The sequence below is a fragment of the Labilibaculum sp. genome (assembly GCF_963664555.1).
Lineage (GTDB): Bacteria > Bacteroidota > Bacteroidia > Bacteroidales > Marinifilaceae > Labilibaculum.
The window spans coordinates 417,798-442,657 of sequence record NZ_OY761461.1; the positions used below are offsets into that span (position 1 = coordinate 417,798).

Here is a 24,860-nt window from a genome sequence, read left to right on the forward strand (position 1 = left end):
AATTAGCTGTTAGCTTGTTCCTGTTTATTGATGTTCTGTCAGATTATTATTTAAATCTGTTTATTTCACTGTATTGTTTGATGTTCTATTTTCGGATTTTGAAAAATAGCTTTGCATACTATCGAAAATATAGTACACACAAGGAATAACGACCAGTGTTAGCAGGGTTGAGGTGATCAAACCTGCAATTACAGCTATTGCCATTGGCGCCCGTAAAGCGGCACTTTCACCAAATCCAATGGTTAGTGGAAGTAGGGCTAAGATGGTTGTGATACTGGTCATTACAATTGGGCGAATTCTGTTTTCACCGGCCATAATTATCGAATCACGTAAGGAATTTCCCTGCTCTTTAAATTGATTAATGGCATCAACCAGAATAATAGAATCGTTCACCGCTATTCCTCCAAGCATAATAATACCGATGTAGGCCATGATGTTCATAGGCATGCCCAAAAGGAAAAATGCCCAAATGGCACCAACTCCAGCCAATGGAATCGTGAGCAGAATGGTGAAAGGGTGAATGAGTGATTCGAATTGAGAAGCCAGAACCATATATACCAATATGATTGAAAGGATCAAAGCAAAGCTTAAATTGGAAAGTGCTTCCTGGCGTTTCTGCTCTTCGCCAATCAGATTTACCTGATAGCCCTGCGGTAATTCAATAGTTGCGAGTTTGGTGTTTATTTTATCGACTACCTGATCGAAAGCAACTTCTCCGCGAATATCGGCATTGATCTTTCCAATTCTTGTCTGATTTCTTCTTAACATTTGTTTCGGAGAAGAGGATTTTTCGATGTGCGCTACTTCATAGAGTGGTATTTCCTGATCTCCGCTTTTTAGCAGAAGCGTATTTAATTCGGACAGACTCGTTTCAGGCATCTGAATGGTAATGTCATTCATTTCTCCACCTTGTTCGAATTTGCCTGCATTTTTCCCCATCAAAATATCTTGCAGCTGACTGGCAATACCTTCTGTACTTAAATTAAACAGACCTGCCTTGTAGCGATCAATCACGACATTTACTTCCGGAGCTCCTTCTTCAATATTGGTTGTTATATTTGTCAAATCGGGAACTTCAGTCAGAAGTTCCTTAATTTCGGCAGAAAGCTGTTCCAGAACTTTCATTTCCTTGCCTTTCACTTCAACTTCAATGGGAGCGCTTTCTGTTCCAATGGTCGATTGTAAAGCTGTTTCATCATGGATAATGGATATTTCCGCATCGGGAATATCACCAACCAATTGACTTACGTTTTCGAGTATTGCTTCCGATTGAGCAGTGTATTCGCTTTTTAAACGAATTTTTATGCTGGCGGTATTTTCATTTTGAAATACGGCTTTGTCGGCAGCAGAACTGCTTCCCGGACCAATTTGAGTGTATACAGTTTCGAAATAATCTCCCATAGATTGTTTCAGCATGGATTCGATGGCTTCAACTGTTTGAGAGGTTCTTTCCAGTTGAGTTCCTTCTTTCAATTGAATATCCAGACTGAATTCGCCGACTCCGCTTTTGGGTAAGTATTCATTTCCAACATAGGGCAAAATAAGTCCTGTCAGTACAATTAATAAACTTGCGGATCCAATTACCAGGCTTCGTTTGTTTAGTAAATTGGCCAGTAAAGTTCCGTACCAGCCTATTTTAACCGATTTGAATTTTACATTTTTTCCTTTTCCCTTGTAGGCATAATGAAACAACATGGGAATCATTAAAATTGCAACAAAAAGAGAGGCTATCAGCGAAAAAGCAACCGTCCAGGCCTGATCTTTAAAAAGTGCGCCGGATGCTCCGTGCATATACACAATAGGAAGAAACACAACAATTGTGGTAAGAGTAGAAGCTACAATTGCACCTCCAACTTCCGAAGTTCCTTCTATGGCGGCATCTTTCACCGAGAGCCCAAGCTCCATTTTCCGAAAGATATTTTCGATTACTACAATGGCATTGTCGACCAACATTCCGGCTCCTAATGCCAAACCGCCCAGTGTCATTACATTCAAACTTAATCCATTAAAATACATTAGATTAAAGGTGGCGATGATGGAGACAGGAATTGCAAAACTTACAATTGCGGTCACCTTTATTCTTCGCAAAAAGACAAAAAGAACCAAAATGGCGATGAGGACGCCAATTAAAGCGGTTTCTTCTACTTCATCAATTGCTTTTTGAATGAACTGACCTTGGTTTTGAACCACGATAAACTGATATCCAGGCAAGGCTTTACGGATAGAAACCATTGTTTTTTCGAAATCTTCAACTGCCTGAACTGTATTCGATCCCGTTTCTTTGTAAATAGACAAACCGATACATCTTTGGCCATTGATACGGACAATATTTTGTGCTTTTTTTGCCACAAAACTTACTTTAGCTACGTCTTTTAAAAGAATTGGGACTTTGTCTTTCACTAAAACCTGAGTGCCAGTATTTACAGGAGCAGACGATGAGGCCGAGGATTGTTTGGTTCCGACAATTATATTTTCGATTTCCTGAATGTTTCGGATTAAACCGGCACCTTTAATAATGTACTTGGTTCCCATCTCAACAATGCTTCCACCTGAAACATTTTGGTTCAGACTTTTTATTTTCTGTACAATCTGATCGATGGTTATTTTGTGGGCATCCAAAAGGTATTGGCTGGTTTCGATGCGCACTTCCTTTTCCTGTGTTCCGGTCAATTCTACCTCAGCGATTCCTTCCAAACGAATCAATTCGTTACGGATGTAATTTTCACCCACTTTTCGCAGCTCATCCATGTCTTTAATTTCCGGATGAAGCATTCCGATAATTAGAATGGGTGATGCATTGGGATCGTGTTGTGTAATGGTAAATTCATCAATTTCGGCATCCTGACTGTAGGCTGTTAATGCTTTTTGTAATTCCAAAAAAGCTTCATCCATATCACTCCCCCAGGAATATTCCACGGTTACCCGAGCCGAACCAACCATACAAACCGACGAAACCTGACTTACGCCTTTTTGTCGAATGGATTGTGCTTCAATGCTTTCTATAAATTGCTTTTCGATTTCTTCCGGAGGACGCTCGCCGGCTTTAATTTCCACAAATATGCGGGGTGCATTCATTTCCGGAAACAGGTCAACATTTAATTTGCCAAGGGACACGTATCCCAAAAGCAATATTCCCATAACAATCATGGAAACTGTTACCGGATAATTGACCGAAAATTGAGTTATTTTCTTCATTTTGAAAGCAATTTATAATTGAATGGCATAGCTTGCCATCAGGTATTGGATGTGAATTAAAATTTGTAGATCGATTATTTTACCACCTTTATTTTTGATCGGTTCCGAAGAGTTTCAAAGCCTTTTACTACCAGTCGGTCTTTTTTCTCTAATCCGGAAATTACCTGTACTTCGTTAGGATTTTCCAATCCAAATTCAATCACACGCTCTTCTGCCAAGCCTTTGTTTACAACAAAAACAGTGTTCCCTTTTTGTTTGTTCAGAATCACATCTTTCGGAATCACAATGGTCGAGTCGGCTCTTGCAACTACAATTTCAGCTTTCGCAAACATGCCGGGGCGCAGCAAAAGTTTAGAGTTGTCAATATTAATAACCGCTTTAAAAGATCTGGTTTCAGAATCGATAGCCGGCGATAATTGAGCCAGAACTCCGTTTAGTGTATCACCGGGAATCGTATAGTTGATAATGTTTACCGGTTGTCCTTTTTTGATCGAAGTCATGTTTTTTTCGGCCAAATTAATTTCCATATGCAGTTTGCTGTAATCCATGATACTTAGCATGTCCGATGAGGCTTCAACCCGTGTATTGTCGGTATAGTAGTTTAGGTTGGTAATGATTCCTGAAAATGGAGCCTTCACCTTTAATTTAGCTAATCGAAATATGGCGTCTTCGTAAGAATATTTGGCATTGATCAGGTCGATTTCAGCATTTTTTACTTCCGAAAGGGTAACGCCGCCTTTTTCATATAAGGATTGCTGCTTTTCGGATACTTGCTGAGATATCTCCAAACGAAGTTCCAAAGACTTGATTTTAATGTTGTTCTCGTATTCTTTATCTTCCAAAAGAATAACGTTGGTTCCCTCCTTAACGAAATCGCCCAAGGCAAATTGGCGGCCGGTTGCTGGATTGATCTGCAAGTGGTATTTTCCGGCTACTTCACTTTTTATTGCAACCGTTTTTATAGGATTCACGGTTCCTGTTGTGCTAATGAATTTTTCAATGCTCCTGGATGTAATTTCCTGGACGGATACCTGAACTGCGATGTCTTTGTTCAGATCAGTTTCCCGATCGTTACAAGCAGAAAATAGTACAATGCTTAAAATAAAAAATGCGGTTCGTTTCATATTTATGGACTTAGTATGGTATATCATGATTGAGTTTGTATTTATTCAATGATCAAATTTTCCTGCAATTCTTGTGGTACAAAGGATCTGTCGTTTTCAAAATCCCAAAGTGATTGTATTTTTAAATTCAATAACTCCAATTTATAATTGATTAAAGAGTTAGCCAGGTTCATTTTCTTTTCGGATAACTGATTTTGAAAGCGTTCTAAATCAATACTGGTTAAATCACCGTTTCGGTATCTCTCTAAATTAATATCATAAGTCAGTTCGGCATTTCTTTGGTTTTGCTTCGAGATTTCGATCTGTTGAATCAAATTTTGAAGATTCCTATATATTTTCCGAATGTTGATGGTGATGTCGTCACGCAGGCTGTTTTTATCTATTTCGCGGCTTTCTATTTCCAATTCGGCCGCTCTGATTCGTGCTTTTCTTTCTCCCCAATCAAATATTGGAACAGAAAAAGTGATTCCAACCCGCGGACTTTTGGTGGGTTTGTCGTAAACATCGGCCAGATTTTCATTGTTTCCCATGATTCCAATCGAAAGACTCACATTTCCTTTAAATTCGTTGGTTGCTGAGGTTTGAATCAAATCAAATTTGGCATTGTTTAGGTCTATTTCTTTTTGTGTTAATTCCAACCTTTGTGTTAATCCGTTTTCAATGGCTTTCTCAAGATTTACAATTACAGGAACGTATTGGATATCTGTATTTACAGATACGTCATCGTATAGGGAAATTCCCAGCAGAAATTTAAATTCATCTTTGGCATTTTCCAATTCAACACGATTATTATCGAGACTCGATTTACTGGTTGCATAGTTTAATTCAGCCTGGTAAAGTTCTTCTTTCGCAGACAAGCCACCTTCCACTTTACTTTCAATGATTTCTTTACTTACTTTCTGGTTTTCAAATTCTTCTTCCGAGATTTTCAAAGCCATTTGTTTCTGATATATGGAATAGAATGCCTGGTTTACACGTCTTTCCATATTTAGTAATTGTATGGAGTAGGCCAAAGTTGCATTTTCAAGATTTAACTCGTTTCGGGTCAAATCCATTTTGGTTTTATTAAAAGTGAACAGTGGCTGATCGTATTGCAAGTAAAGCGAGTTGTTGTATCCCGCATAATTTGAACTGCTGGCTTCAGAGTAATTGTCCTGATAGCCAAACTCATTTTGCAGGGACAATCTACCATCAGTTAATTTAATTGGCTGAGAAACGGTAAATGTTCCACTTGCTTTTTTATTTTCAGAAGTATTCCAGGTGGAAAAATATTCATTGTACGATTCTGTTTTGTCGTACGATAAAGGAGTAACATCAAAAGAAAAACGAGAGCGTAAAGAGGCCAGCTGGGCATTCAGCTGTTCTTTGTTTTGCTGCATGTTTATTCTCGATTTTTTAATGTCCGGACTATTTTCAAAGGCTATGAGCAGAGCCTCATCCAGAGTGATATTCTTCTGTGCCTGCGAGTAGAAAGAACTGAATAGAATTGCTCCGGCACAGATAAATATTCGTAACAATTTTTGTTGTGGTATAGTTGTGATCATGCCTTATATAATTAGTATATTTTATTTGTTTTCAACCCATTTAATTGCATCTGCAAAGAGAAAAGAGCCCGCCGATTTGTTGTTCAGTTCTACTTTTGCATTTTCAGGTGTGATAAAGAAAGTGCCCAGATAATTCCAACCGTTTTCCAGTTCCTGATCACTTTTATTGATTTCTTCAACTCCTGATTCATGATATACTTTAAAATTATAATCCGTTTTTTTCTGTTGTCCTCTTCGTCTTCCCCATTGTTCAATTTTCTCGATATGACAGTAAACATCGTATTGAGCACTATTTTTCAGTTCAGCAGTCCAAATTGCCGAACGTTCACCTTGTCCGGATTTTGTGAAGAATGCAGATCTTACATATTTTCCGAAAAAGCCGGAACGTAAAACATTTTTCCATTCATTAGGAGGATTCCATGTGCGCAGTCTTGAATATTCATGTTCAGTAATTCGTTTGTCGTCCATCCATTGTTTTAAATAACTTTTGTTCGAGACCTGTACATATTCAAAGCCTTTATCCTCGTTATCAACTACAAATTCATTCGTGGCTAAAATCCCGTCAAAGGCTTCGCAGGCTCTTATATCATTAAAGAAACTGCCTTTTTTAGTCTCGTCAAACGAACTGAAATCATAAACTAAACTATTGGGAAGATTCTCTGAGATATGTGTTGATACATTCATTCTGCCTGGTTGCGAAGGGAATACAAATCCCACTTCGAGAGCTGAATTCGCCGGTACAAGAATTGTTTTTGTAAAAGCCGGTTTGTCTTCCCCCGGGTTTCTTCGGTTTCGTCTTCGGTTTTGATCATTTAATTCGATACTAACTGAAATAATTCCATCTACTGATTCGGGGTTGGAGATTTTGTATCGAATCTGGTATTTAATGTGATCGCCTTCTTTCACCTTGTAGGTTTGCAGATCTTTAATTAAAAAGCCTGGTAATTTGTTCGTTGTATACCAGTTTTTCACATCGGCTTGAATTGATTCGCCGTTGTTCGCGATAAGCAGACTATCAAAACTGGTAAAGCTAAATTTCCGATGTTGGTTTTCTGCGATATAATTTTTTAGCAGGGAATTGAATTTGTCTTCCCCGTATTTGGCTTTAAAAATAGAGAAGAGATGAATGCCCTTTACTCTAAAAATATCATTTAGGTAGATCTGTTCATTCTCTTCTTTGGATGCTTTAATGCCTGATTTTGTGATCTCTGTTAATGATGCTTTCTTTAGTTCAAGATTAATGCGCTCTTCTTTACTGATTCCATCAAATTGCCAACGGTTTTGTGATTGAGAACCGGCATTTTTTTCTTTCAGATAAACTCCCAACGCAATATTCAGAACCGGAAATTCCTGCGAATACATCTGGGTTGAGTAGCCATAATAGTTGGGGAAAGGAGAATAGGTATTTCTATCAACATTATCGAACTGATACCATTCTGTTGCAGGAGGCATAAAATTTGCACGTACAAACCTTTTAAAAATGCGAGTCTGCAGTTCTTCGTCCGAGACTTCTTCATTATCCCGCTTCATTCTTTTTTCGAATCGGTTCTTTCGCTTTTTAAAATCAGTTTCTTCCATCACAACTCCCTTTTCAGGATAAAAAATGATTTCGGGCTGCACAGCATCACTGCTTATCGACCAAATGTGTTTATCCAATGCAAATTGGATTGGTACTTCAGCCAATGCAAATCGTTTGAACGGATATTCTAAATCTATCTGGGTTTCGTACTCATTTTTTAATTCTCTGATTAGTGATGGCAAACTATCTTGTATCACATCAAAATGCTTCAGGAAAAATTCATTTCCCCTAATGTTGTAAATTGAATATTCAACGGAATCAACTTGAATGCTGTGTTGAAGATAATTACCAATCAGCAGACTGATTTTGGGTAAGGCTGATTCCGGATGAAATGCAAAAACACCATCTTCAATTTTTGTTACCTCTCCCTGCGAAACGGGAATCAGATTATTCGATGTTTTAACTTTTAAAGTAAAATTTGTGAAATCGGGAGAATGCAATGCTGGATTATTGGAGGCATATCCAACTCCTGCAATAGGATACCATAAAGCATCACTGGTGAGACATACAAAATCATCTTTCAGGTAAGAGAATCGCTTTCGAATGCGAAACATTTCTGCTGTAAAATTGTCTTTGGTTAATTCAGGATTTAAATCCAAAAAATGAGTTCGTTCATCTATCGATCCGCTGTAAATAACATCTAATTTTGTGCTTTCATTTTTTAGCAAATGTTGGCCCGGAACAATTTTCAGCAGATGAGTTTGTCTTGTAAAATTCAGATTCTTACCATTCTGAAGAACAGAGCTTACTTTCAAATCAGGATTTAAACTAAAAAGAAGCGTGTCCAAATTTGAACCGGAATGATTACGAATTTCAAGTTTGACTTTTACAGCGATTTCTTCACCTGTGTGAGTAAAATTTATATCGCACGTGGTAACTTCAGGCTTAGGGAATGCAATATATTTGTTGTTCAGAGCAATCATTTCGTTTTTAAACTCCTGATTGCTGATGTTAATATCGATGTATTTCTTAGTTAATAATCCCCCAATCAGAAAACTGAATAAAGCCAAATATATAGGAAGGGAAACCAATCTTTTCGATTGAGGCAAGCGATTTAATTTGGATATGGTAAAGAGGATAAAGCCGATTCCCAGGAAAAAATAAATTCCCCGGTGAATAGCTACTTCTTTTAAATTTCCAAATCCACCAATGGTCGAATTCATCATTGGCACCTGGTAGGCAATGTAATCGAACAGATGATAGAATTTGGTATTTAAGTAGAAGATACTTAGAGCAATGTATCCTAACAGAATGATGAAAGTAATGGCTTGGTTTTTTAAAATGATCATTAAAAAGAACGCCAGACCGAGAATGTAAACGAGGGTAGGTATTGATATTAAAAGTGGATAGTAAAATACTACCCATGCACTTTGTGAAGAATCGTTACTTAAAAAAGAGAATCCTATTCCCATTAATAAAATAATGAAATTGAGGATGACGAAAACGCTTATAATTCCGAGGGTTTTTCCTAGAATATATTCACTGTTGGTCATCGATCGCGCATAGATTACTTCTACGGTATCGTTTTTACTGTCTACAATTGCCTGACCCAAATTTAGAATGATCAGATTGGCATAAGGTATTGCGGCAGGGAGTGCGCGGTAGATCCAAGGTGCTCCACTATTTTCTACAAATGCTACAACATTAAAAATTCCAATAAACAGGACGGAGAGTCCGGCAAAGATTCTAAAAAACCAAGATCGAAGAAGAGTTCTGGTTTCGTACTTGGCTACAGTGCGTATGGTGTTGAGAGAGATCATTTTTAATTTGCTAGATTAGTGCCGAAGACATTTCCATGAAATAAACGTATGCATGTTCCAGATTTGGTTCCAGCTCAATTGCATTGGTAAATTTACTGCCGTCTCCAATTAGTTGAACTTCCCAACCTTCTTGAGTTGGAATCGTTGAAACTACAGGATATTTATCTTTTATCAGATCGTATTCATAGCCAGATGTATTTACTTGCCAAACATGTCCGCGGGCTTTTTCGATAAGAGCTTCAGGTGTTCCTTTAAAAGCAACTTGTCCGTTGTCCGATAATATATTTCGAAACCGAATTCTTTCTTCCGGATCAAGACCGGTTGTTGGTTCATCAACTACGATGATTTTTGGATCACCAATCAAGGTTTGGGCAATTCCCAATCTTCGTTTCATACCTCCGGAGAGTTTATTTGCATCCCGTTCCCGAACATCAAATAAACCTACTTTGTCAAGCCATTCATCAACTTTATCTTTTCTTGTGCTTTTATTTTTTATTCCGGAGAGTGAGGCGGCATAATCCAAAAATTCCCATGTTTTCAGTTTTGAGAAAAAACGAAAGTCCTGTGGCAGATAGCCCAACATGCTTCTGATTTCTTTTCGGTTTTTTTCCAAATCAAACGAATCAATGGAAACAGAACCCATGCTTGGTTTCATTAAAGTCACTAAAATTCTCATTAAACTTGATTTCCCCGCACCATTTGGACCCAGTAGTCCAAACATTCCAGTACCAATTTCCAGATTTACATTGTCCAGTGCTTTTTTTCCGTTTGGATAAATTTTACTTAGTTCCTGAATATTGATTTGCATCTGTTTGTTGGTTTCAAAGTAAATAAGCTAGAATAATCTTAGACAATAAATAGTAGATAAGGTTTAAATAAATTTTTGTCTATCGATCAAATTTACAATTTATGCTTAGTAATGCTTTCTCATCCATTCGTTTTTCGATAAACAGGATAGTTTACCTGTTCTACACAAAGTATGAGACAAGAAATGCGAACAATAGGTTACAGATTTTATTAATTTAATCTTCTTTCAATTATAAGATAGAATTGGAATAATATTTATTTAAGCGGAGTTAAATTCAGCTATTCTAAATAGCTGGCGGAAAATGATTTTTTTTGATTGCCATATTATGATTATAATGTTAGGAATGGGAAGTGTTCATAAACAAATATTGTTATTTGAAGGATAAAAGAATATATTCTGTGTTATATTGTTTTTTTTTGTAATGTGGTTGTGGTGTATGTGTCTAATTTAGAATTGATTATCTCATTGACTTTCAGTGAGTAAAGTTGTAAATTTAATCTTATTAAAAATAAGGAGGAAATCATGAAGAGGAGAAAGATTTATGACGAAATTGAGCAAATGTTCGGTTTAGTGCCAACAATGTTCAAATCAATTCCTGATTCAACACTGGAATTGGAGTTATTTAAAAGACTTCAACTGGAAGATGGTGCAATTGGTGTTAAAAATCGTGAGTTAATAGGATTGTCAATCGCAGCAGTTTCAAAATGTCGTTATTGTGCATATTTCCATACTGAAATGGCCAGATTAAATGGAGCAACAGATGAGGAAATTGAGGAAGCCATTCATTTTGCAAAAGCATCAGCAGGTTGGAGTGCTTATATTAATGGAATGCAGCTGGATTTTAATGATTTTAAAAAGGAAATTGATCTTGCTTGTGATCATGTCCGTGATTTGCATCTACAGCATTAATACAATAATTAATTTGGAGTAATTGATTATTGATTGTGAAAATAATAGAAGGAGATCTTTTTAATAGATTTCCTTCTTTTTGTTTATTATACTTATCTTTATTAAGATTAATAACAAACAACAGGAACGACAATGAGAGTTTTTTTTAATAATGATTCATCGGATAAGCTGGAATATACACCCTTGGAATTGGCACAGGAAATGGAAAAAAGGCAGGATCTTCTGATGCTTGATGTGCGTGAGCATACAGAGATAAAAATTTGTCATTTGAAAGATGCAATGCACGTTCCTATGGGACAAATTCCTAATAAACTGGAAGATTTGCCTAAGAATAAGGATTTGTTTGTATTTTGTCACATGGGAGTGCGCAGTAAACAGGTGATGAATTATTTGCGAAAAAATGGGTTTTCCCGTGTATTTAATTTAAAAGGAGGTATTGATCGTTGGTCGGTTGAGGTGGATCCAAAGGTTCAGAGATATCGATAAAGTATACATTTTAAGGAGCCTCATTCATAATTGAAATGAGGCTCTTTTATGCTGTGGTTTCTATTTTATAAATATGCTTTGTTTGAGAACAATGGGTTCACCATTTTCAGAAATTCCTTCAACAATTAATTCATACTCACCTTTCACATCACTTGCTGTAAATTCTAACTTAAAATCCTGTTCTTTGCCCAGTGTAATATTTGGCTCCCAGAGTAAATCAGTCCTGAAATCGGGCATAAATTTATCAGAAGAACTTGGTTTGTTAGCTAAAGAATAACTTGATGTGAATAAAGGCAGATAATATCGTTCTGTGTTTATTGGCAATTGGTCTATCTTACAATCTTTATCTTTGGAAATGACATGTATGATTCCGTAAAAATGGGATTTTCCATAAAAATATTCATATGGCATCACCTCAATCCTGTCAATTTCCGAGGGTCTTTTATTTAGAATAATTCTTGGGTTGGATATTATTAATCCATCGTAAAGAATTAATGGAGCAGGCTTCATAACTTTTAATTGATCAGGACTATATACATTGAAAAAGGTTTCTTTTTTTCGGTAACTAATTTTAACGGGAGAAATAAATTCATGGAAGTATTCCTCCAAAGAGTCCAAACGAATAAAGTTGTCGATTTTTGTTGAAGAATATGGTTTCCCAAAGAAGTTACTCTCTCCGCGATACAAGCATGTATCTTTTAATTCTGTATAAGTTTTCTGATTATAGATGGTTCGGATTCTATAATTTTCATAAAGTTTTTTTAGAAAGTCTATTTGGTCTTGATTTAAATCAGATTTTTTCCATTGTACAGATGCAAAACCTTTTTGGTTGAATTTTTCTTTTAGTTGGATAGAGCATTCTTCGAAGTTATTATCGTTAAGTTGAATGGATATATCATGCAATCCTTTTTTTAATGGAAGCTGAAAGAAAAATTTACCATCTTGATGTGTTCTAAATGTGCTTATATCAGCATATTCACCAATTTTTGACAGGTAAACATTTTTATTGGCAATAGCTTCTTTTGTTTTGCGACTTTTTATTTGTCCTTCCAAAATATAGGCTTCCTCTTCAGGATACTGACTTGAATTAACGAAATAATTGGGGTTACTATGTAAGTATAAGGATTTAAGTCCATCTTTTGAAATCCAATCTTGTTCCGGTATTTTACTGAGTTGTTCAAAATAGCTACTCATTGAAGCACCAAAATTACTGTAGATATTGAAGAATTCAATAATATTAGCCGATGTATGAAAAGGTTCTTTTAATTTGATACTTGCTGAGAGATATAATAATTCAGCTTTTTTTGTAAAATCCTTACTTGTAAGATTCAATTGAACTTTCTCTCGGGGGGAAACAGTAATACGTGGATTTTCAAAAAATACTCCTTTGTTATTGCTTGCTAAATGAAAGACAGCTTCTGTTAAAATTTCTCCATCTGGATTTTTAACACAGATTCCATAACTTGGAGAGTTTAATTCCTTTTTATGAATTCGAAACTCCCAATTGTTATTAGTTAACTTAAATGATTGATCTACAACATTTCCTTTGCTCGAAAAGATTTGAAATTTGAGTCCTTTATCAGGAACCGATGATGCATTGTTTGATGAAACTGTAAAACGGATGTATCGATCCAGATCTTCAACTGAAGAAGTAATCGTATATGGTTTCTCCTCATTCGTATTGCTTTTAGTTCGCAATATAGTTCGGTCATTATCTTTCAAATCATAGAATTGAGTTGATCCGTTTGTGATTTTTTGGTTGTTGATACTATTTTCTGCAAGCTTGTAATTATTAAAAACAAAAATTGGGGTTACGCTTGTTAATTCTTTTGAAGTAGAGTTCATCCAATGCGTATAGGCATTAATGGCGTAGTTTCCTGTTGATAATTGATCTGTTATTAGAAAACCACCGGCTCCCATTCCTTGATTCAGGATTATCTTTTCCTGAGCAACAGCATAGCCATTTTCGTCAATTAATTCCAGGTAGGCGACTTTACTTAAATCGGACAGCTTCTGTGTGACAGAATTGATGCAATACAATTTTAATAGGACTGATTCTCCGGCAAGAAATATATTCTTTTGAATGTGAACATGAATTCGTTCACTTTCATGGCTAATATTTTCTCCCTTGCCTGCAAAGTTAATAGCTAGTGAAACAGTCAAAATAAGCAATATGTATATATAGTTTTTATTTTTCATAGCTTTAAAATTCAATGTTATATGAAACTGTAGGGATCACGTTTCCAAATACAGATAGTTTATATCCAGCTACAGAAGAATCTTCAGATCTAAAATAAACGGAGTAAGCATTATTGCGTGCTGTAAGATTATACAAACCAAAAGTCCAGGATGTGTGATAGGGTTTGTTTTTGCGTAAATTTCCCTCAACCAGCAGAGAAATATCGGTTCTAAAATAGTTTGGAATGCGATATTCATTTCGTTCGGAATAGTAAATAATTGGAATTCCTTGTAGGCTGTATTTAGCAATAGGATAGGTAGCAGGCCGACCAGTGTGATAAACTAAATTAGTTGAGAATATAAACCGTCTGGAAAGTTTAAAGCTGAAAAAGGCTTTGATATTATGTGGTTTGTCGTACGGTGCTCTATACCAATCACCATCATTAACTGCAAACTCGCCCGTATTATCTTTTGATTTGAGGTAACTTCTCGAATAAGTATAGCTCACCATTGTGTTAAACCTGCCTTTGTTTTTTCGGATGAAAAGTTCTACTCCGTAATTCTTCCCTTCTGCGTTAAGCACCTCATTTTCCGTATGCTCATTTAAATACAGTTGTGCACCATCCTTGTAATCTTTAGCATTTTGAACCTTTTTAAAATAGGTTTCTGCTGATAATTCAAAGTTAGAATTGAAAATGTTCTTGTAAAAACCTAAAGAAATCTGATCCCCAATTTGAGGTTTTAAATACTTGTCAGAAAGTTTCCATGTATCTGTTGGAGAAATAGATGTTGTGTTTGATAAAAGATGTATGTACTGACGGGTTCTATTGTAACTTGCTTTTATAGATGTGCTTGGGTTTAATGCATAATTAACCGAAATACGATATTCAGGACCATGATATATGTTATTCAAACCAGTAGATGTAATGGTGTCCAAAATATTATAACGACTCGTAATTCCATCTAAATAAGTTAATTCTTCCCTTTTTCCGACATTGCCATATAATGAGTATCTAATACCTGCTTCTGCAGTAATATTTCTCATAAATTCCCTTTTAAAACCTAAGAATAAGGCAGACTCAAGACCATTTTCTTCTGGCAAATTGTTATTACTTACTACAGAAGCTTCAGAATAAGGTTTCATGTCTCCCGGACTGATGTTGTAATATTTAAGCTCAGTACCCAGATCGATTGTTGTGTATAAATCTTTTTCAAGATTTAGATATGATTTAAATCCGCCTTCATTCACCTTGTGAGTTAATTTAAAAGCATTACTTGCTATCTCTGCTGAACTCATATCATAAGAAAAGCTTGTGAAGTATACACTGTTATTCATCTTTAGCTTTTCTGAAAATCGATATCTCCAATTTAGTGAGCTAACAAAGTTATTGAAGTTATAAATTGTGTCAGAATGCAATTGGAATTCATCTTTGCTCTTGTAATAACTTAACTCAAATTGATTGTTTGAATTGGGTTTGTAGAGAATTTTTCCATGAAGGTCGTGAAAGTTCGATTTAGAGTCTACTAATTCTTTTGAGTCTATCTTATCAACTATCCAGTCGGAATAGGTGAATCGGAAAGAATTCATTATTGACAGCTTGTTTTTGAGTATTGGTAAATTCAAAAATGCTTTTGTAGTAACCGGACTAATTCCAACTTTACCATTTATTTTATCGGCTATTTTATTGTTTGAATGAATATCATAAGTTGATGAAATTCGACCTCCAAATTGAACAGGAATGCTTGATTTATATAAACTGGCCTCCTGTATCATGTCGTTATTAAATGCAGAAAAGAATCCAAAAAAGTGAGCAGGATAGTAAATAGGTGCATTATCTATTAGTATTAGGTTTTGATCGGCAGAACCTCCTCTAACGTTGAAACCAATTGATCCTTCCCCAGCGCTTTCCACACCTGGTAACATTGTCGTGCTTTTTATTATATCAGGTTCACCAAGGGCTGAAGGTAAAGATTCAATATCCTTTGCCAGAATAAGTTCTAAACCCATTGATATTCGCTTTACTTTGTCATCTTTTGCTAAAACACGTATTTCCTTAAGATTTTGGGATTCACTCATTAACTGAACATTAATTCGACCATCACCACGAAGATTAATTTTTCTGGAACTTGGTTTAAGTCCCATGTATCGAAAATTTAAAGTGTAAAATCCAGGAGGAAGATCAAGTTCAAAATAGCCATCTTTATCAGATGTTACTCCTTTAGTAAGATTAGGAAGAAATATTGAAACGCCCTTAAGTGGTTGAGAGCTTTCAAAATGGCTTACCTTACCAAATAGTTTTACTTTTTTCTTACCTAGGGCAGTTCCAATTTCATGAATTCTGTACTCCTGCTCCTGCAGGTTCGAAATGTCTTTATCTTCCTCAACTGATTCGACCTCTTTTGTGGTGTGATTCACTTTTTCCCGAAGACTAAATTCGTTTCCAATGTTTTCATATTTCGAGAGAACAATTGAATTATTTCTAACTAGAAATTGAAATTGAGTGCCAGCTAGGATATCATCTAGTATAGCTGTAATATTTTCATTTGAATAAGACTTTTTTAGGCGAATGTTTTCAACCCAATTTTTATCAAAAAATACTTTTATTTGATATTTCTCATTCAGATCATTTGCGAACTCAACAAATGTCATTCCTTCGTGACCAATACTTATTTCTTGTTCGCCAATAGCCAAACAAGGTAAAAGTATGAACAAACTATATAGTAGTAGGAGTGCTTTTTTCATTTTCCGTAATTTTATTGGTCAAATTTTATTAAAAGAGGGATTGCATCTAATGGATTGTGTCTGTTTATCTTTAACTTACTGAAGCGAACGAATTGCTTGATTTCTTTCTTTTGGGATGGAAAGAATTTGATGAGATCAGCTTTGCTTTTTATCGTGCTTAACTCTTTTTTATAAATGGCATACATATTAGTATCATCTATATAGTTGAATTTTTCAGAACCTGTTTTTGAACTAAGAACTCGTAATTGAGTACGTTTAATAACGTAGGTTATTTTTGAAGCAGTAAAAACTTGGTAGTAGTTGGCCGGACTTAATTTTTTATGAATCAAATCACCTCTTTTAAAATGATAAATCATCTGGTTATCTAAAACTGTAAATTCTTCTAAAAAGAATGGATTTACAACAATATTGCAAGTTGTATTGTTCTCGGTTTGAATGGGGGTTATTATTTCTTCTTTTGAGAGGTCGTAGAAGAACTTCAGATTATTGAAATTCTGTCCATTAAATTTAAAACTTCCGTTTAACTCCAGTTTTTTTAAGAAAAATTGCTTCCCTTGGGCAACAGAGAATGTTGGTATCCAGATTTTCCCGTTTATAATTGTTTCGGGATTTGTAGATAATTTGGGTTGCCCAAATGTGTTTGGACAAAATCCTGCAAGTAGCAGAATAAATGTGATCAAGCTTAGTGATTTAGTTTTCATGGTATATTTTTTAGGGCCAAAATGAAGGTTTGGTGGGAGAATATTTTACGTTGCAATCGTAACAATAATTGTATCTTACAATAAAAACGTGTACTTCACCTTCGAAATAATCTTTCAAGATATGGAATTTGCTTTCATCGGGATGCCAATCTCTAAATCTCATCTCAATATCTTTGCAGTCCTGAGGGAAATCAATGAATTTCATCTGGAAATCTTGCGTTGAGAATTTTGCTGTCATAGTGTTTACACTCGATGCTTCAAAATATCCAAGAACGGTAGCTTTTGAATCACAAGCATAAACATTTCCTATCGTATTTGCTGGAATTACATTATACAAGCCTCCGTTTTGTTGAATCGATTCTTTAATATTTCTCCAGAATTCATAGTTTTCAAAATTTACAGAATACATTGCTACATTGATGAAATATTCATAATTTAGTTTAACTTCATTTTCTGTTATGTAAGAGGTTGGGAGGTGCTTGAATTTCTTTATTTTTTGACCAGATCCATCAAAAACGAAAACATTATCTGAACGCAGAAAAGGATAGCATATTTTGGATGGATTTGCAGTTTTTGGTTCGAAATAAGGATTTCGCCATTCCCAACTTTCTCGATACTCCCACCTAACATAACTGCTTTGATTTGTTGGATCAGAGGCATCAATATATAATTTGGCAGCATTTACTGTACTTGCATCTTCTAATAATAATTTTTTTTCTTCACCATATATTGATTTAATGATTATCTCGGGTTGAATTGTTTCCGGATTGGATTCATATTTCTCACCGGAATTTGTTTGAATTTCAATCCAATAGCTTCGACCTATTTGACCTTGAAAATTTGAATTTTGAGTCCTGTAAACCCCGGGAGATGTTTCCCATAAAATTTCAGAATTTCTGAGATCGTCATTAATCATTATAATTGCTCCTTTTTCCGGTTTCAATGTATCGACTCTTATGAGATCAACAGTTCTAAACAATCTTACCTCATACGGACCAGGTTTATTTGTAATCTTACCATCCACAACTAAAATAGAAACATCAGAATTAATTTCCGGATAGAATTTTTCAGTGCATGAGAAAAGTAATGCAGATAGAGTGCTAAAAAACAGAAAAATAATTTTATTTCGGATCATCATATTTCTTTATACTTTATGGCCAAAATGATGGTTTATTTGCTGGATGGACAACATTGCATTCATAGCATTCATTTCTGCGAACAACATATATAGTAGCGAATCTACCTGCAGGTCTTGTGGTAATAATATGGTATTTTTTAGGGTCGGGTTTCCCTTCTGCCATTAAGAACTCGATTCTTTCACATTCTACAGGATATTTTGCAAATTCAAGGGTAAAATTATTATCAGAGAAAAACTGATGTTTTTTGCTTGATGATGATACCTCGAAGTATCCAACAGCCATGCATTCTTCACTACAACCAGTTATGTTCCCTCCAATATTTGCTGGAGTGATATCGTAAAGAGCACCTTCTGAGAAGTTGACCGACTTTATCTTTTCCCAGAACTCATAATTGGTTTGTGATGTTGAAAGTAAATTGATATCAATCAGATAGCTGTATAATAATTTTACTTCATCGGTATATATCGTTGTGGTTGCTTGTTGAGAAACAAATTTTAGATTCAGGTTTGAGGCATCAAAAATATTTACCAAAGGAAAAGTGGTAACAGGGTAGCAGACTTTACTCGGGTTTTCAGTAAATTTTTCAGAATTTAAATTTTCAGGAGATCTCCATTCGTAACTTTCCCGGTATTCCCATCTTATGTAATTGGCATCTGTACTGTTTGCTTTTGCATCAAAATAGATTTTTACTGCGTTTTGTTTTTCGGAGGTATTAATAATTACCTCTTCTTCTTTTCCGTAGATCGATTCAATTTCAAAAGGAGGGGGCATTTTTTCCGGAGTTGATTCATATTTCTCTCCTGTTGCAGTTTCTATTTCAATCCAATATGTTTGTCCAACTGTTCCTTTTATTATGTTGTTTAAAGTTTTGTATACACCCGGCTGAATTTCCTGAAAAAGTTCACTATTTCCTAAATCATCTTTAAGCACAATTTCTGCATTTGCCTCTGGTTCTAAAGTGTCAATTTTTATAAGGTCAACAGTTCTAAATAATCTAAGCTCATAAGGGCCTGATTCATTCGTGATTTTACCGTCAACAACTAAAATTGAAATATCGGAATCAATTTCGGGATAAAATTTTTCAGTGCACGAGAAAAGGCATACGGGTAGAAAACTAAAAAAAAGAAGTGCAACTTTAAATTGGGACATATTTGTATTTTTTAGAGTTTAGGCCAAAATGATGGTTTATTAGATGGATGAACAACATTGCATTCGTAACATTCATTTCTTCGAACAACATAAATAGTGGCCCGTCCTTCAGTATAGCTTGAAAGAATATGAAATTTGGCAGGGTCAGGAGCGCTGTCTTCCATTCTCATTTCGAAAGGTTGACATTCTTCAGGATAATTTGCAAATTCAAGTGTGAAATCATTTTCATGAAAGAATTTTGTTGTTCTACTTACTGAGGAAACCTCAAAATATCCAGATGATTTACATCTCTCATCACATCCGCTTATGTTACCTTCAATATTTGCGGGGGTGATATCGTAAAGAGCACCTTCTGAGAAATTGACAGATTTTGTTTTTTTCCAAAACTCGTAATTTGTTTGTGTTGTTGAAAGTAGAGTGATGTCGATCAGATAATTATACAATAATTTTACTTCATCAGTATATATCGTTGAAGTAGATTGTTGAGAAATGAATTTTGAACTTAGGTTTGAGGCATCAAAAATATTTACCAGAGGAAAAGTGGTAACAGGGTAGCATACTTTACTCGGGTTTTCGGTAAATTTTTCAGAATTTAAAGTTTCAGGAGATCTCCATTCGTAACTTTCGCGGTATTCCCATCTTATGTAGTTGGCATCTGTACTATTTGTTTTTGCATCAAAATAGATTTTTACTGCGTTTTGTTTTTCGGAGGTATTAATAATTACCTCTTCTTCTTTTCCGTAGATCGATTCAATTTCAAAAGGAGGGGGCATTTTTTCCGGAGTTGATTCATACTTCTCTCCTGTCGCAGTTTCTATTTCAATCCAATATGTTTGTCCAACTGTTCCTTTTATTATATTGTTTAAAGTTTTGTATACACCCGGTTGAATTTCCTGAAAAAGTTCACTATTTCCTAAATCATCTTTAAGTATGATTTCAGCATTAACCTCTGGTTCTAAAGTGTCAATTTTTATAAGGTCAACAGTTCTGAATAATCTAAGCTCATAAGGGCCTGATTCATTAGTGATTTTACCGTCAACAACTAAAATTGAAACATCAGAGTCAATTTCAGGATAGAATTTTTCAGTACAAGATACGTTTAGCAGTATTAGTGCCAAAGCCCAACAAAACGGGGATTTTATAGGGGACATGAGGTTAGAGGTTTAGTTAATGGTTTTACTAAAAGTAATATTTTAAGTTTATAAATAAAATATTATTAATGAGTAAACTATAATAAATTATCAGAGTCGATAATTATACAATATAAAAAAGTTTAAAATGTAAAGAATAACTGCTATACTTAATTGATATAAATAATATGATTGATTGCGAAATAGTTAGACTAATTGAAGTAGTTGGTGGATTTTGTGAAATCTGGATCTAAAATCAAAATTCTCATTTTACTGCAAAACTCACCTTTCCATACCTTCTTCCATTAATCTGAATCTCAATTTCATGTTGTCCAAAATAGTATTTTCTTGTAGTAATTGGTTTAAAAGAGATTTTTTTCTTGAAACAAATATTTCCATTGGCAGGGATTGATTTTTTTGAAAGCTTAAAAACTTTTGGAGCTGTCCTGCCATTTGCTTTCATGTAATGAACTATAAAATCAATCATCAAATTTTGCTTTTCAGAAAATGAGGATTGAATCTCGAAAGACAATTCAATTTCATCACCTAATTGACATGTAGGTGTATTGATTTTTAGATTATTTACAGCTATTTGTATATTTTGCGGAAATCCTAAAAGCTCCAATGCTTTTGGATGGCCTTGCTTAAGTAAAGTTCTGGAAGCGTGACCAATAATCCATTGCGTGTCTTTGTTATTGGATTTATTCCAGCGAGTTAAGGTTTCAATAACTAAATCAGGATGATCCTTTGCAATGTCATTCAAACTATTGGCAACAGATCGGCGCACATATAGTTCATCATCTTCTTTTAATTTTTCTAATAATTCCAGCACCGGTGATGGATCTTTCTGAAATTCTTTGAGAGGTGATGCCCAAGGTAATTTAGGTCGGCTTCCTTCCGAAACCAACCTGCGTATATGTACGTTTGCATCTGTTGTCCAGAGGTGAAGATATGCTAAGGTCTCTTCCGGATATTTTCTAATGAATGGGCGTATGGCAAATTCCGAAGTGAATTTTTTTGTTATTTCCATCAAAGCTCTCATCGAAAGATGAAAATCTTCCTTTTGCAATCCAAATTGAGATACATAAGAAGCAATAGGCATATAGTAGAATCCATCAATTTCGTTTTTATCAGTTGTATTGTTTTCTTCGGTAATTGAGTTTATTAAAATAGCGAGAGCTTTCGGGTAGGATGCTGGAAGATGATTGGATAATTCGGTACAAATAAGTTGAGAACGCTCCTTTAAGCTAAGAGGCTTAAGCTTAGATACGATTGCATTGACGAATGAAGAGGTGTTGAATTCACTCCAGGATTTGACAATGTTGGAAGCCATGTTGGCGACTAATTGATTGTTGTATATATCTTTAAATAGAAATCCTTTTTCCATAAAATATTGGCTGATTATGAATTATTTTGAGCGGAATAAATTAATCATTATTGTGAACTAAGCAAAATAAAAGAAAGGCTGGACGCGAGCATCCAACCTTTCGGGTTTTAGAGTGTTTTTTGATTGCTAAATAGTTTTTACAATAATAACAGAGTAGTCTATATTTAATACTTTAACAAATGAATCTTTGGCAATTGTTTCACCGAATTGGGATCTGGCTTTCCATGTTGATCCGGAAAGAATTATTCTCCCTGTGTTTTTTCGGTCATTAATTTCTTCCATAACAATGGCTTCTTTACCAATTAAATTTCTGTGGTCGTTATTGGGTTGGTATGCTTTACTTATGGAGTGTTTTGTAATGTATGGTTTTAGAATGAGCAAGCCGATTGCTGAGCATGCAATAAACACAAGTAATTGTTCCGGGATAAAAAATCCCAAATAGGCAACTATTCCGGTTATCAGGGAGGCTATTCCATAACACACAGAAACAAAGTTTGATATAAAGATCTCGATTACAAAAAGACCTACTGCCAGCAACAACCAAATGTGCCAAAGTTCTAATTCCATTTCATATTTTTTTTAAGGTAAAAGTAAATTTACATTTGGAATATGTTAATAACAAGTGTCAAGTGTGCCAAGTTTGTCAATTTCATGCCTGAATAGTTTTGTTAAATCGGGAAGGTCTTGTATTAACAAGGGGTTTATAGTTTTTTTAGGATAAGGAGACAGGTTGTATTTTTTATCGTTATTGAAAATGGTTCTAAATAATTTCAATAAAATGAACTTTTTAACTAGGTTTGCTTTTTATTTAAGAATTGAAGGTCTTAAAATACATTATTAAGTACATAAGCATGAATTCATACCTAACATCAGAACATGAAATAATTCGTGAAAAAGTGAAGGTATTTGCCCAAAAAGAGGTGAAACCTTTGGCTTTTGAATTGGATGAAAAAGAGAAATTTAGTTCCAGACTCACCAAAAGAATGGGTGAGTTGGGCTTATTCGGAATATATTTGCCTAAAGAGTATGGAGGACAAGGGAAAGATTATCTTTCATTATTGATAGCTGTTGAAGAAATTGCCAAGGTGGATGCTTCGCAGGCATCTACTTTGGCGGCTCATAATTCTTTAGGAATAGGTCCCATTTATTATTTTGGAAGTGAGGAGCAAAAACAGAAATATCTTCCAAAATTGACAGTTGGTGAAAATGTTTGGGCCTTTGGATTGACAGAAGACAATGCCGGTTCTGACTCTCGGGGAACAGAGTCAACTGGAATTTTACTGGATGATGATTGGGTGATTAATGGAAGTAAGAGATTCATTTCAAATGCATCTTCCGATTTGTCACTAGGAGTAACTTTGCAGGTTGTAACAGCTAATGATAATGGAAAAAAGGAATTATCTGCTATATTAGTAGAGCGAAGTGCAAAAGGGTTTCAGGCTAAGCCAGTAAAAGGGAAAATGATGTGGAGAGCCTCGGATACAGCTCAGTTAACTTTCGAGAACTGCAAAGTTCCGAAAGAAAATTTGTTGGGAAATTTAGGGGATGGAGCCAAAATAATGCTTCAAACTCTTGATTCCGGTCGATTAACGATTGCTGCAATGGGACTTGGCTTGGCTCAGGGAGCTTATGATCTGGCTTTATCTTATTCGAAAAAAAGAGAACAATTTGGTAAACCGATTTCGAAATTTCAAGCAATCGGATTTAAATTAGCTGATATGGCGACCAAAATTGAAGCGGCCCGACATTTATTGTATCATGCATGTTGGTTGAAGGATAATGGTTATTCATTTGGGAAAGAAGCAGCTATGGCGAAATTATTTTGTTCTGAAACAGCACAGGAAGTAGCAAATGAAGCCGTTCAGATTCATGGTGCACACGGATTAATTAAGAATTCGGAAGTGGAGCGTTTTTACCGCGATCAGCGAATACTGCAAATAGGCGAAGGAACATCAGAGATTCTGAGACTGGTGATTTCAAGACATATTGGTTGTTAATTTGTAATTATGACAGATAGAAAAAAAGATCACATTGAATTGGCTTTTCGTTCTCAAATGAAGGACGCTTTGATTGATGAACGTTTTTATTACGAGCCTATGCTTAGTTCTCATCCTAAGGCCGACGACACAACTTTTACTTTTTTAGGGAAAGATCTGCAGACTCCGATATGGGTTTCGAGCATGACCGGAGGAACTGAATTGGCAGGAAAGATCAATCGAAATTTGGCGCGTGCCTGCGCCGAATTTGGAATGGGAATGGGACTGGGTTCTTGTCGTTCTCTTTTGGATAGTGATGAGTATTTTTCTGATTTTGATGTTCGATCAATTATTGGTGATGATCTGCCGTTGTACGCTAATTTGGGAATCTGTCAGCTCGAAGAATTAATTCAGAAGAAAAAAATTAGTAAGATCATAAGGCTGGTTGGTCGTTTACGTGCTGATGGTTTGATTATTCACATCAACCCTATGCAGGAATGGCTGCAGCCGGAAGGCGATCGAATTAACCAATCACCTATAGAAAGTCTGGAACACTTGCTTGATGAGGTTGATTTTCCAATTATTGTTAAAGAAGTTGGCCAGGGAATGGGACCTGAAAGTTTACGGGCTCTATTACACCTTCCACTTCAGGCAATTGAATTTGCTGCGTTTGGAGGAACTAATTTTGCAAAAATAGAAATGATGCGTAATTCAGACTCTCAAACTCAATTGTTCGGGCCTTTAGCTCAAATTGGACATTCGGCCAATCAAATGATGGACTGGGTGAATGAGATTGTTGCCAATGATGATCAGGTAAAGTGTAAGGAAATCCTTATTTCGGGAGGAATTCAGAACTTTCTGGATGGATACTATTTAATGGAGAAATCGATACTTCCTGCAATTTATGGTCAGGCATCTACTCTTTTGAAGTATGCAAAAGAATCATACGAAGAGTTGAGAGCTTATTTGGAATCGCAAAGGAAAGGATTACAGCTATCAAAGAGTTTCTTACGTGTTCGAAAATAAGAGTTTTACCTAAAAAACCTTTTGTT

General features: G+C 35.3%; 17 protein-coding genes. 4 read left to right on the forward strand and 13 right to left on the reverse strand.

The genetic code is table 11. The features are described 5' to 3' along the window. Positions 1-60 precede the first annotated feature (60 nt). The 5 genes from ACKU4N_RS01790 to ACKU4N_RS01810 all read right to left on the reverse strand — a co-directional run bounded on the left by ACKU4N_RS01790 (position 61) and on the right by ACKU4N_RS01810 (position 10,010). The gene (locus ACKU4N_RS01790; protein WP_321319882.1) at positions 61-3,195 is read right to left on the reverse strand and encodes an efflux RND transporter permease subunit; all 3,135 of its coding nucleotides are present in this window, start codon (positions 3,193-3,195) and stop codon (positions 61-63) included. A 74-nt stretch (positions 3,196-3,269) separates the two neighbouring features. Beyond that, positions 3,270-4,319: an efflux RND transporter periplasmic adaptor subunit gene (locus ACKU4N_RS01795; RefSeq protein ID WP_321319883.1), complete on the reverse strand. Its 1,050-nt coding sequence runs from the start codon at positions 4,317-4,319 to the stop codon at positions 3,270-3,272. 41 nt (positions 4,320-4,360) lie between these two features. Further along, positions 4,361-5,863, reverse strand: a complete 1,503-nt coding sequence (locus tag ACKU4N_RS01800; protein ID WP_321319884.1) for a TolC family protein — start codon at positions 5,861-5,863, stop codon at positions 4,361-4,363. 21 nt (positions 5,864-5,884) lie between these two features. Next, entirely contained in the window at positions 5,885-9,202 is a 3,318-nt protein-coding gene (locus tag ACKU4N_RS01805; RefSeq protein ID WP_321319885.1) for a golvesin C-terminal-like domain-containing protein, read from the reverse strand. A gap of 10 nt (positions 9,203-9,212) precedes the next feature. Then, positions 9,213-10,010: an ATP-binding cassette domain-containing protein gene (locus ACKU4N_RS01810; protein WP_321319886.1), complete on the reverse strand. Its 798-nt coding sequence runs from the start codon at positions 10,008-10,010 to the stop codon at positions 9,213-9,215. A 522-nt stretch (positions 10,011-10,532) separates the two neighbouring features. Here ACKU4N_RS01810 and ACKU4N_RS01815 point away from each other — a divergent pair. Together ACKU4N_RS01815 and ACKU4N_RS01820 are read left to right on the forward strand one after the other, a co-directional pair. Further along, entirely contained in the window at positions 10,533-10,919 is a 387-nt protein-coding gene (locus tag ACKU4N_RS01815; protein WP_321319887.1) for a carboxymuconolactone decarboxylase family protein, read from the forward strand. A gap of 132 nt (positions 10,920-11,051) precedes the next feature. Then, positions 11,052-11,405 carry a rhodanese-like domain-containing protein gene (locus ACKU4N_RS01820; RefSeq protein WP_321319888.1) on the forward strand — a complete coding sequence of 118 codons (354 nt, stop codon included), beginning with the start codon at positions 11,052-11,054 and terminating at the stop codon, positions 11,403-11,405. Positions 11,406-11,465: 60 nt separating this feature from the next. Here ACKU4N_RS01820 and ACKU4N_RS01825 read toward each other — a convergent pair whose 3' ends face one another. The 8 genes from ACKU4N_RS01825 to ACKU4N_RS01860 all read right to left on the reverse strand — a co-directional run bounded on the left by ACKU4N_RS01825 (position 11,466) and on the right by ACKU4N_RS01860 (position 22,399). After that, on the reverse strand, positions 11,466-13,604 hold the full coding sequence (locus tag ACKU4N_RS01825; RefSeq protein ID WP_321319889.1) for a hypothetical protein: 2,139 nt from the start codon (positions 13,602-13,604) through the stop codon (positions 11,466-11,468). 4 nt (positions 13,605-13,608) lie between these two features. After that, a complete protein-coding gene (locus ACKU4N_RS01830) occupies positions 13,609-16,326 on the reverse strand; it encodes a TonB-dependent receptor (RefSeq protein ID WP_321319890.1) in 2,718 nt (905 codons plus the stop codon). A gap of 11 nt (positions 16,327-16,337) precedes the next feature. Then, positions 16,338-17,027, reverse strand: a complete 690-nt coding sequence (locus ACKU4N_RS01835) for a hypothetical protein (protein ID WP_321319891.1) — start codon at positions 17,025-17,027, stop codon at positions 16,338-16,340. A 10-nt stretch (positions 17,028-17,037) separates the two neighbouring features. Beyond that, complete coding sequence (locus tag ACKU4N_RS01840) at positions 17,038-18,165, reverse strand: DUF4249 domain-containing protein (RefSeq protein WP_321319892.1); 1,128 nt, start codon at positions 18,163-18,165, stop codon at positions 17,038-17,040. A gap of 13 nt (positions 18,166-18,178) precedes the next feature. Then, complete coding sequence (locus ACKU4N_RS01845) at positions 18,179-19,315, reverse strand: DUF4249 domain-containing protein (protein WP_321319893.1); 1,137 nt, start codon at positions 19,313-19,315, stop codon at positions 18,179-18,181. Positions 19,316-19,326: 11 nt separating this feature from the next. Next, positions 19,327-20,466, reverse strand: a complete 1,140-nt coding sequence (locus ACKU4N_RS01850; protein WP_321319894.1) for a DUF4249 domain-containing protein — start codon at positions 20,464-20,466, stop codon at positions 19,327-19,329. A gap of 244 nt (positions 20,467-20,710) precedes the next feature. Next, the gene (locus ACKU4N_RS01855; RefSeq protein WP_321319895.1) at positions 20,711-21,832 is read right to left on the reverse strand and encodes a DNA alkylation repair protein; all 1,122 of its coding nucleotides are present in this window, start codon (positions 21,830-21,832) and stop codon (positions 20,711-20,713) included. A 126-nt stretch (positions 21,833-21,958) separates the two neighbouring features. After that, on the reverse strand, positions 21,959-22,399 hold the full coding sequence (locus tag ACKU4N_RS01860) for an NfeD family protein (protein WP_321319896.1): 441 nt from the start codon (positions 22,397-22,399) through the stop codon (positions 21,959-21,961). 284 nt (positions 22,400-22,683) lie between these two features. Here ACKU4N_RS01860 and ACKU4N_RS01865 point away from each other — a divergent pair, with 284 nt between their 5' ends. Beyond that, positions 22,684-23,829: an acyl-CoA dehydrogenase family protein gene (locus tag ACKU4N_RS01865; RefSeq protein WP_321319897.1), complete on the forward strand. Its 1,146-nt coding sequence runs from the start codon at positions 22,684-22,686 to the stop codon at positions 23,827-23,829. 9 nt (positions 23,830-23,838) lie between these two features. After that, the gene (locus ACKU4N_RS01870) at positions 23,839-24,834 is read left to right on the forward strand and encodes a beta/alpha barrel domain-containing protein (protein WP_321319898.1); all 996 of its coding nucleotides are present in this window, start codon (positions 23,839-23,841) and stop codon (positions 24,832-24,834) included. Positions 24,835-24,860 lie beyond the last annotated feature (26 nt).

Excerpts from the sequence above, each read along its gene's own strand:
- ACKU4N_RS01810 (WP_321319886.1), bottom strand. The coding sequence starts at position 10,010 with ATGCAAATCAATATTCAGGAACTAAGTAAAATTTATCCAAACGGAAAA.
- ACKU4N_RS01815 (WP_321319887.1), top strand. The coding sequence starts at position 10,533 with ATGAAGAGGAGAAAGATTTATGACGAAATTGAGCAAATGTTCGGTTTA.
- ACKU4N_RS01830 (WP_321319890.1), bottom strand. The coding sequence starts at position 16,326 with ATGAAAAAAGCACTCCTACTACTATATAGTTTGTTCATACTTTTACCT.
- ACKU4N_RS01820 (WP_321319888.1), top strand. The coding sequence starts at position 11,052 with ATGAGAGTTTTTTTTAATAATGATTCATCGGATAAGCTGGAATATACA.
- ACKU4N_RS01825 (WP_321319889.1), bottom strand. The coding sequence starts at position 13,604 with ATGAAAAATAAAAACTATATATACATATTGCTTATTTTGACTGTTTCA.
- ACKU4N_RS01870 (WP_321319898.1), top strand. The coding sequence starts at position 23,839 with ATGACAGATAGAAAAAAAGATCACATTGAATTGGCTTTTCGTTCTCAA.
- ACKU4N_RS01840 (WP_321319892.1), bottom strand. The coding sequence starts at position 18,165 with ATGATGATCCGAAATAAAATTATTTTTCTGTTTTTTAGCACTCTATCT.
- ACKU4N_RS01805 (WP_321319885.1), bottom strand. The coding sequence starts at position 9,202 with ATGATCTCTCTCAACACCATACGCACTGTAGCCAAGTACGAAACCAGA.
- ACKU4N_RS01850 (WP_321319894.1), bottom strand. The coding sequence starts at position 20,466 with ATGTCCCCTATAAAATCCCCGTTTTGTTGGGCTTTGGCACTAATACTG.
- ACKU4N_RS01795 (WP_321319883.1), bottom strand. The coding sequence starts at position 4,319 with ATGAAACGAACCGCATTTTTTATTTTAAGCATTGTACTATTTTCTGCT.
- ACKU4N_RS01855 (WP_321319895.1), bottom strand. The coding sequence starts at position 21,832 with ATGGAAAAAGGATTTCTATTTAAAGATATATACAACAATCAATTAGTC.
- ACKU4N_RS01790 (WP_321319882.1), bottom strand. The coding sequence starts at position 3,195 with ATGAAGAAAATAACTCAATTTTCGGTCAATTATCCGGTAACAGTTTCC.
- ACKU4N_RS01865 (WP_321319897.1), top strand. The coding sequence starts at position 22,684 with ATGAATTCATACCTAACATCAGAACATGAAATAATTCGTGAAAAAGTG.
- ACKU4N_RS01835 (WP_321319891.1), bottom strand. The coding sequence starts at position 17,027 with ATGAAAACTAAATCACTAAGCTTGATCACATTTATTCTGCTACTTGCA.
- ACKU4N_RS01845 (WP_321319893.1), bottom strand. The coding sequence starts at position 19,315 with ATGTCCCAATTTAAAGTTGCACTTCTTTTTTTTAGTTTTCTACCCGTA.
- ACKU4N_RS01800 (WP_321319884.1), bottom strand. The coding sequence starts at position 5,863 with ATGATCACAACTATACCACAACAAAAATTGTTACGAATATTTATCTGT.
- ACKU4N_RS01860 (WP_321319896.1), bottom strand. The coding sequence starts at position 22,399 with ATGGAATTAGAACTTTGGCACATTTGGTTGTTGCTGGCAGTAGGTCTT.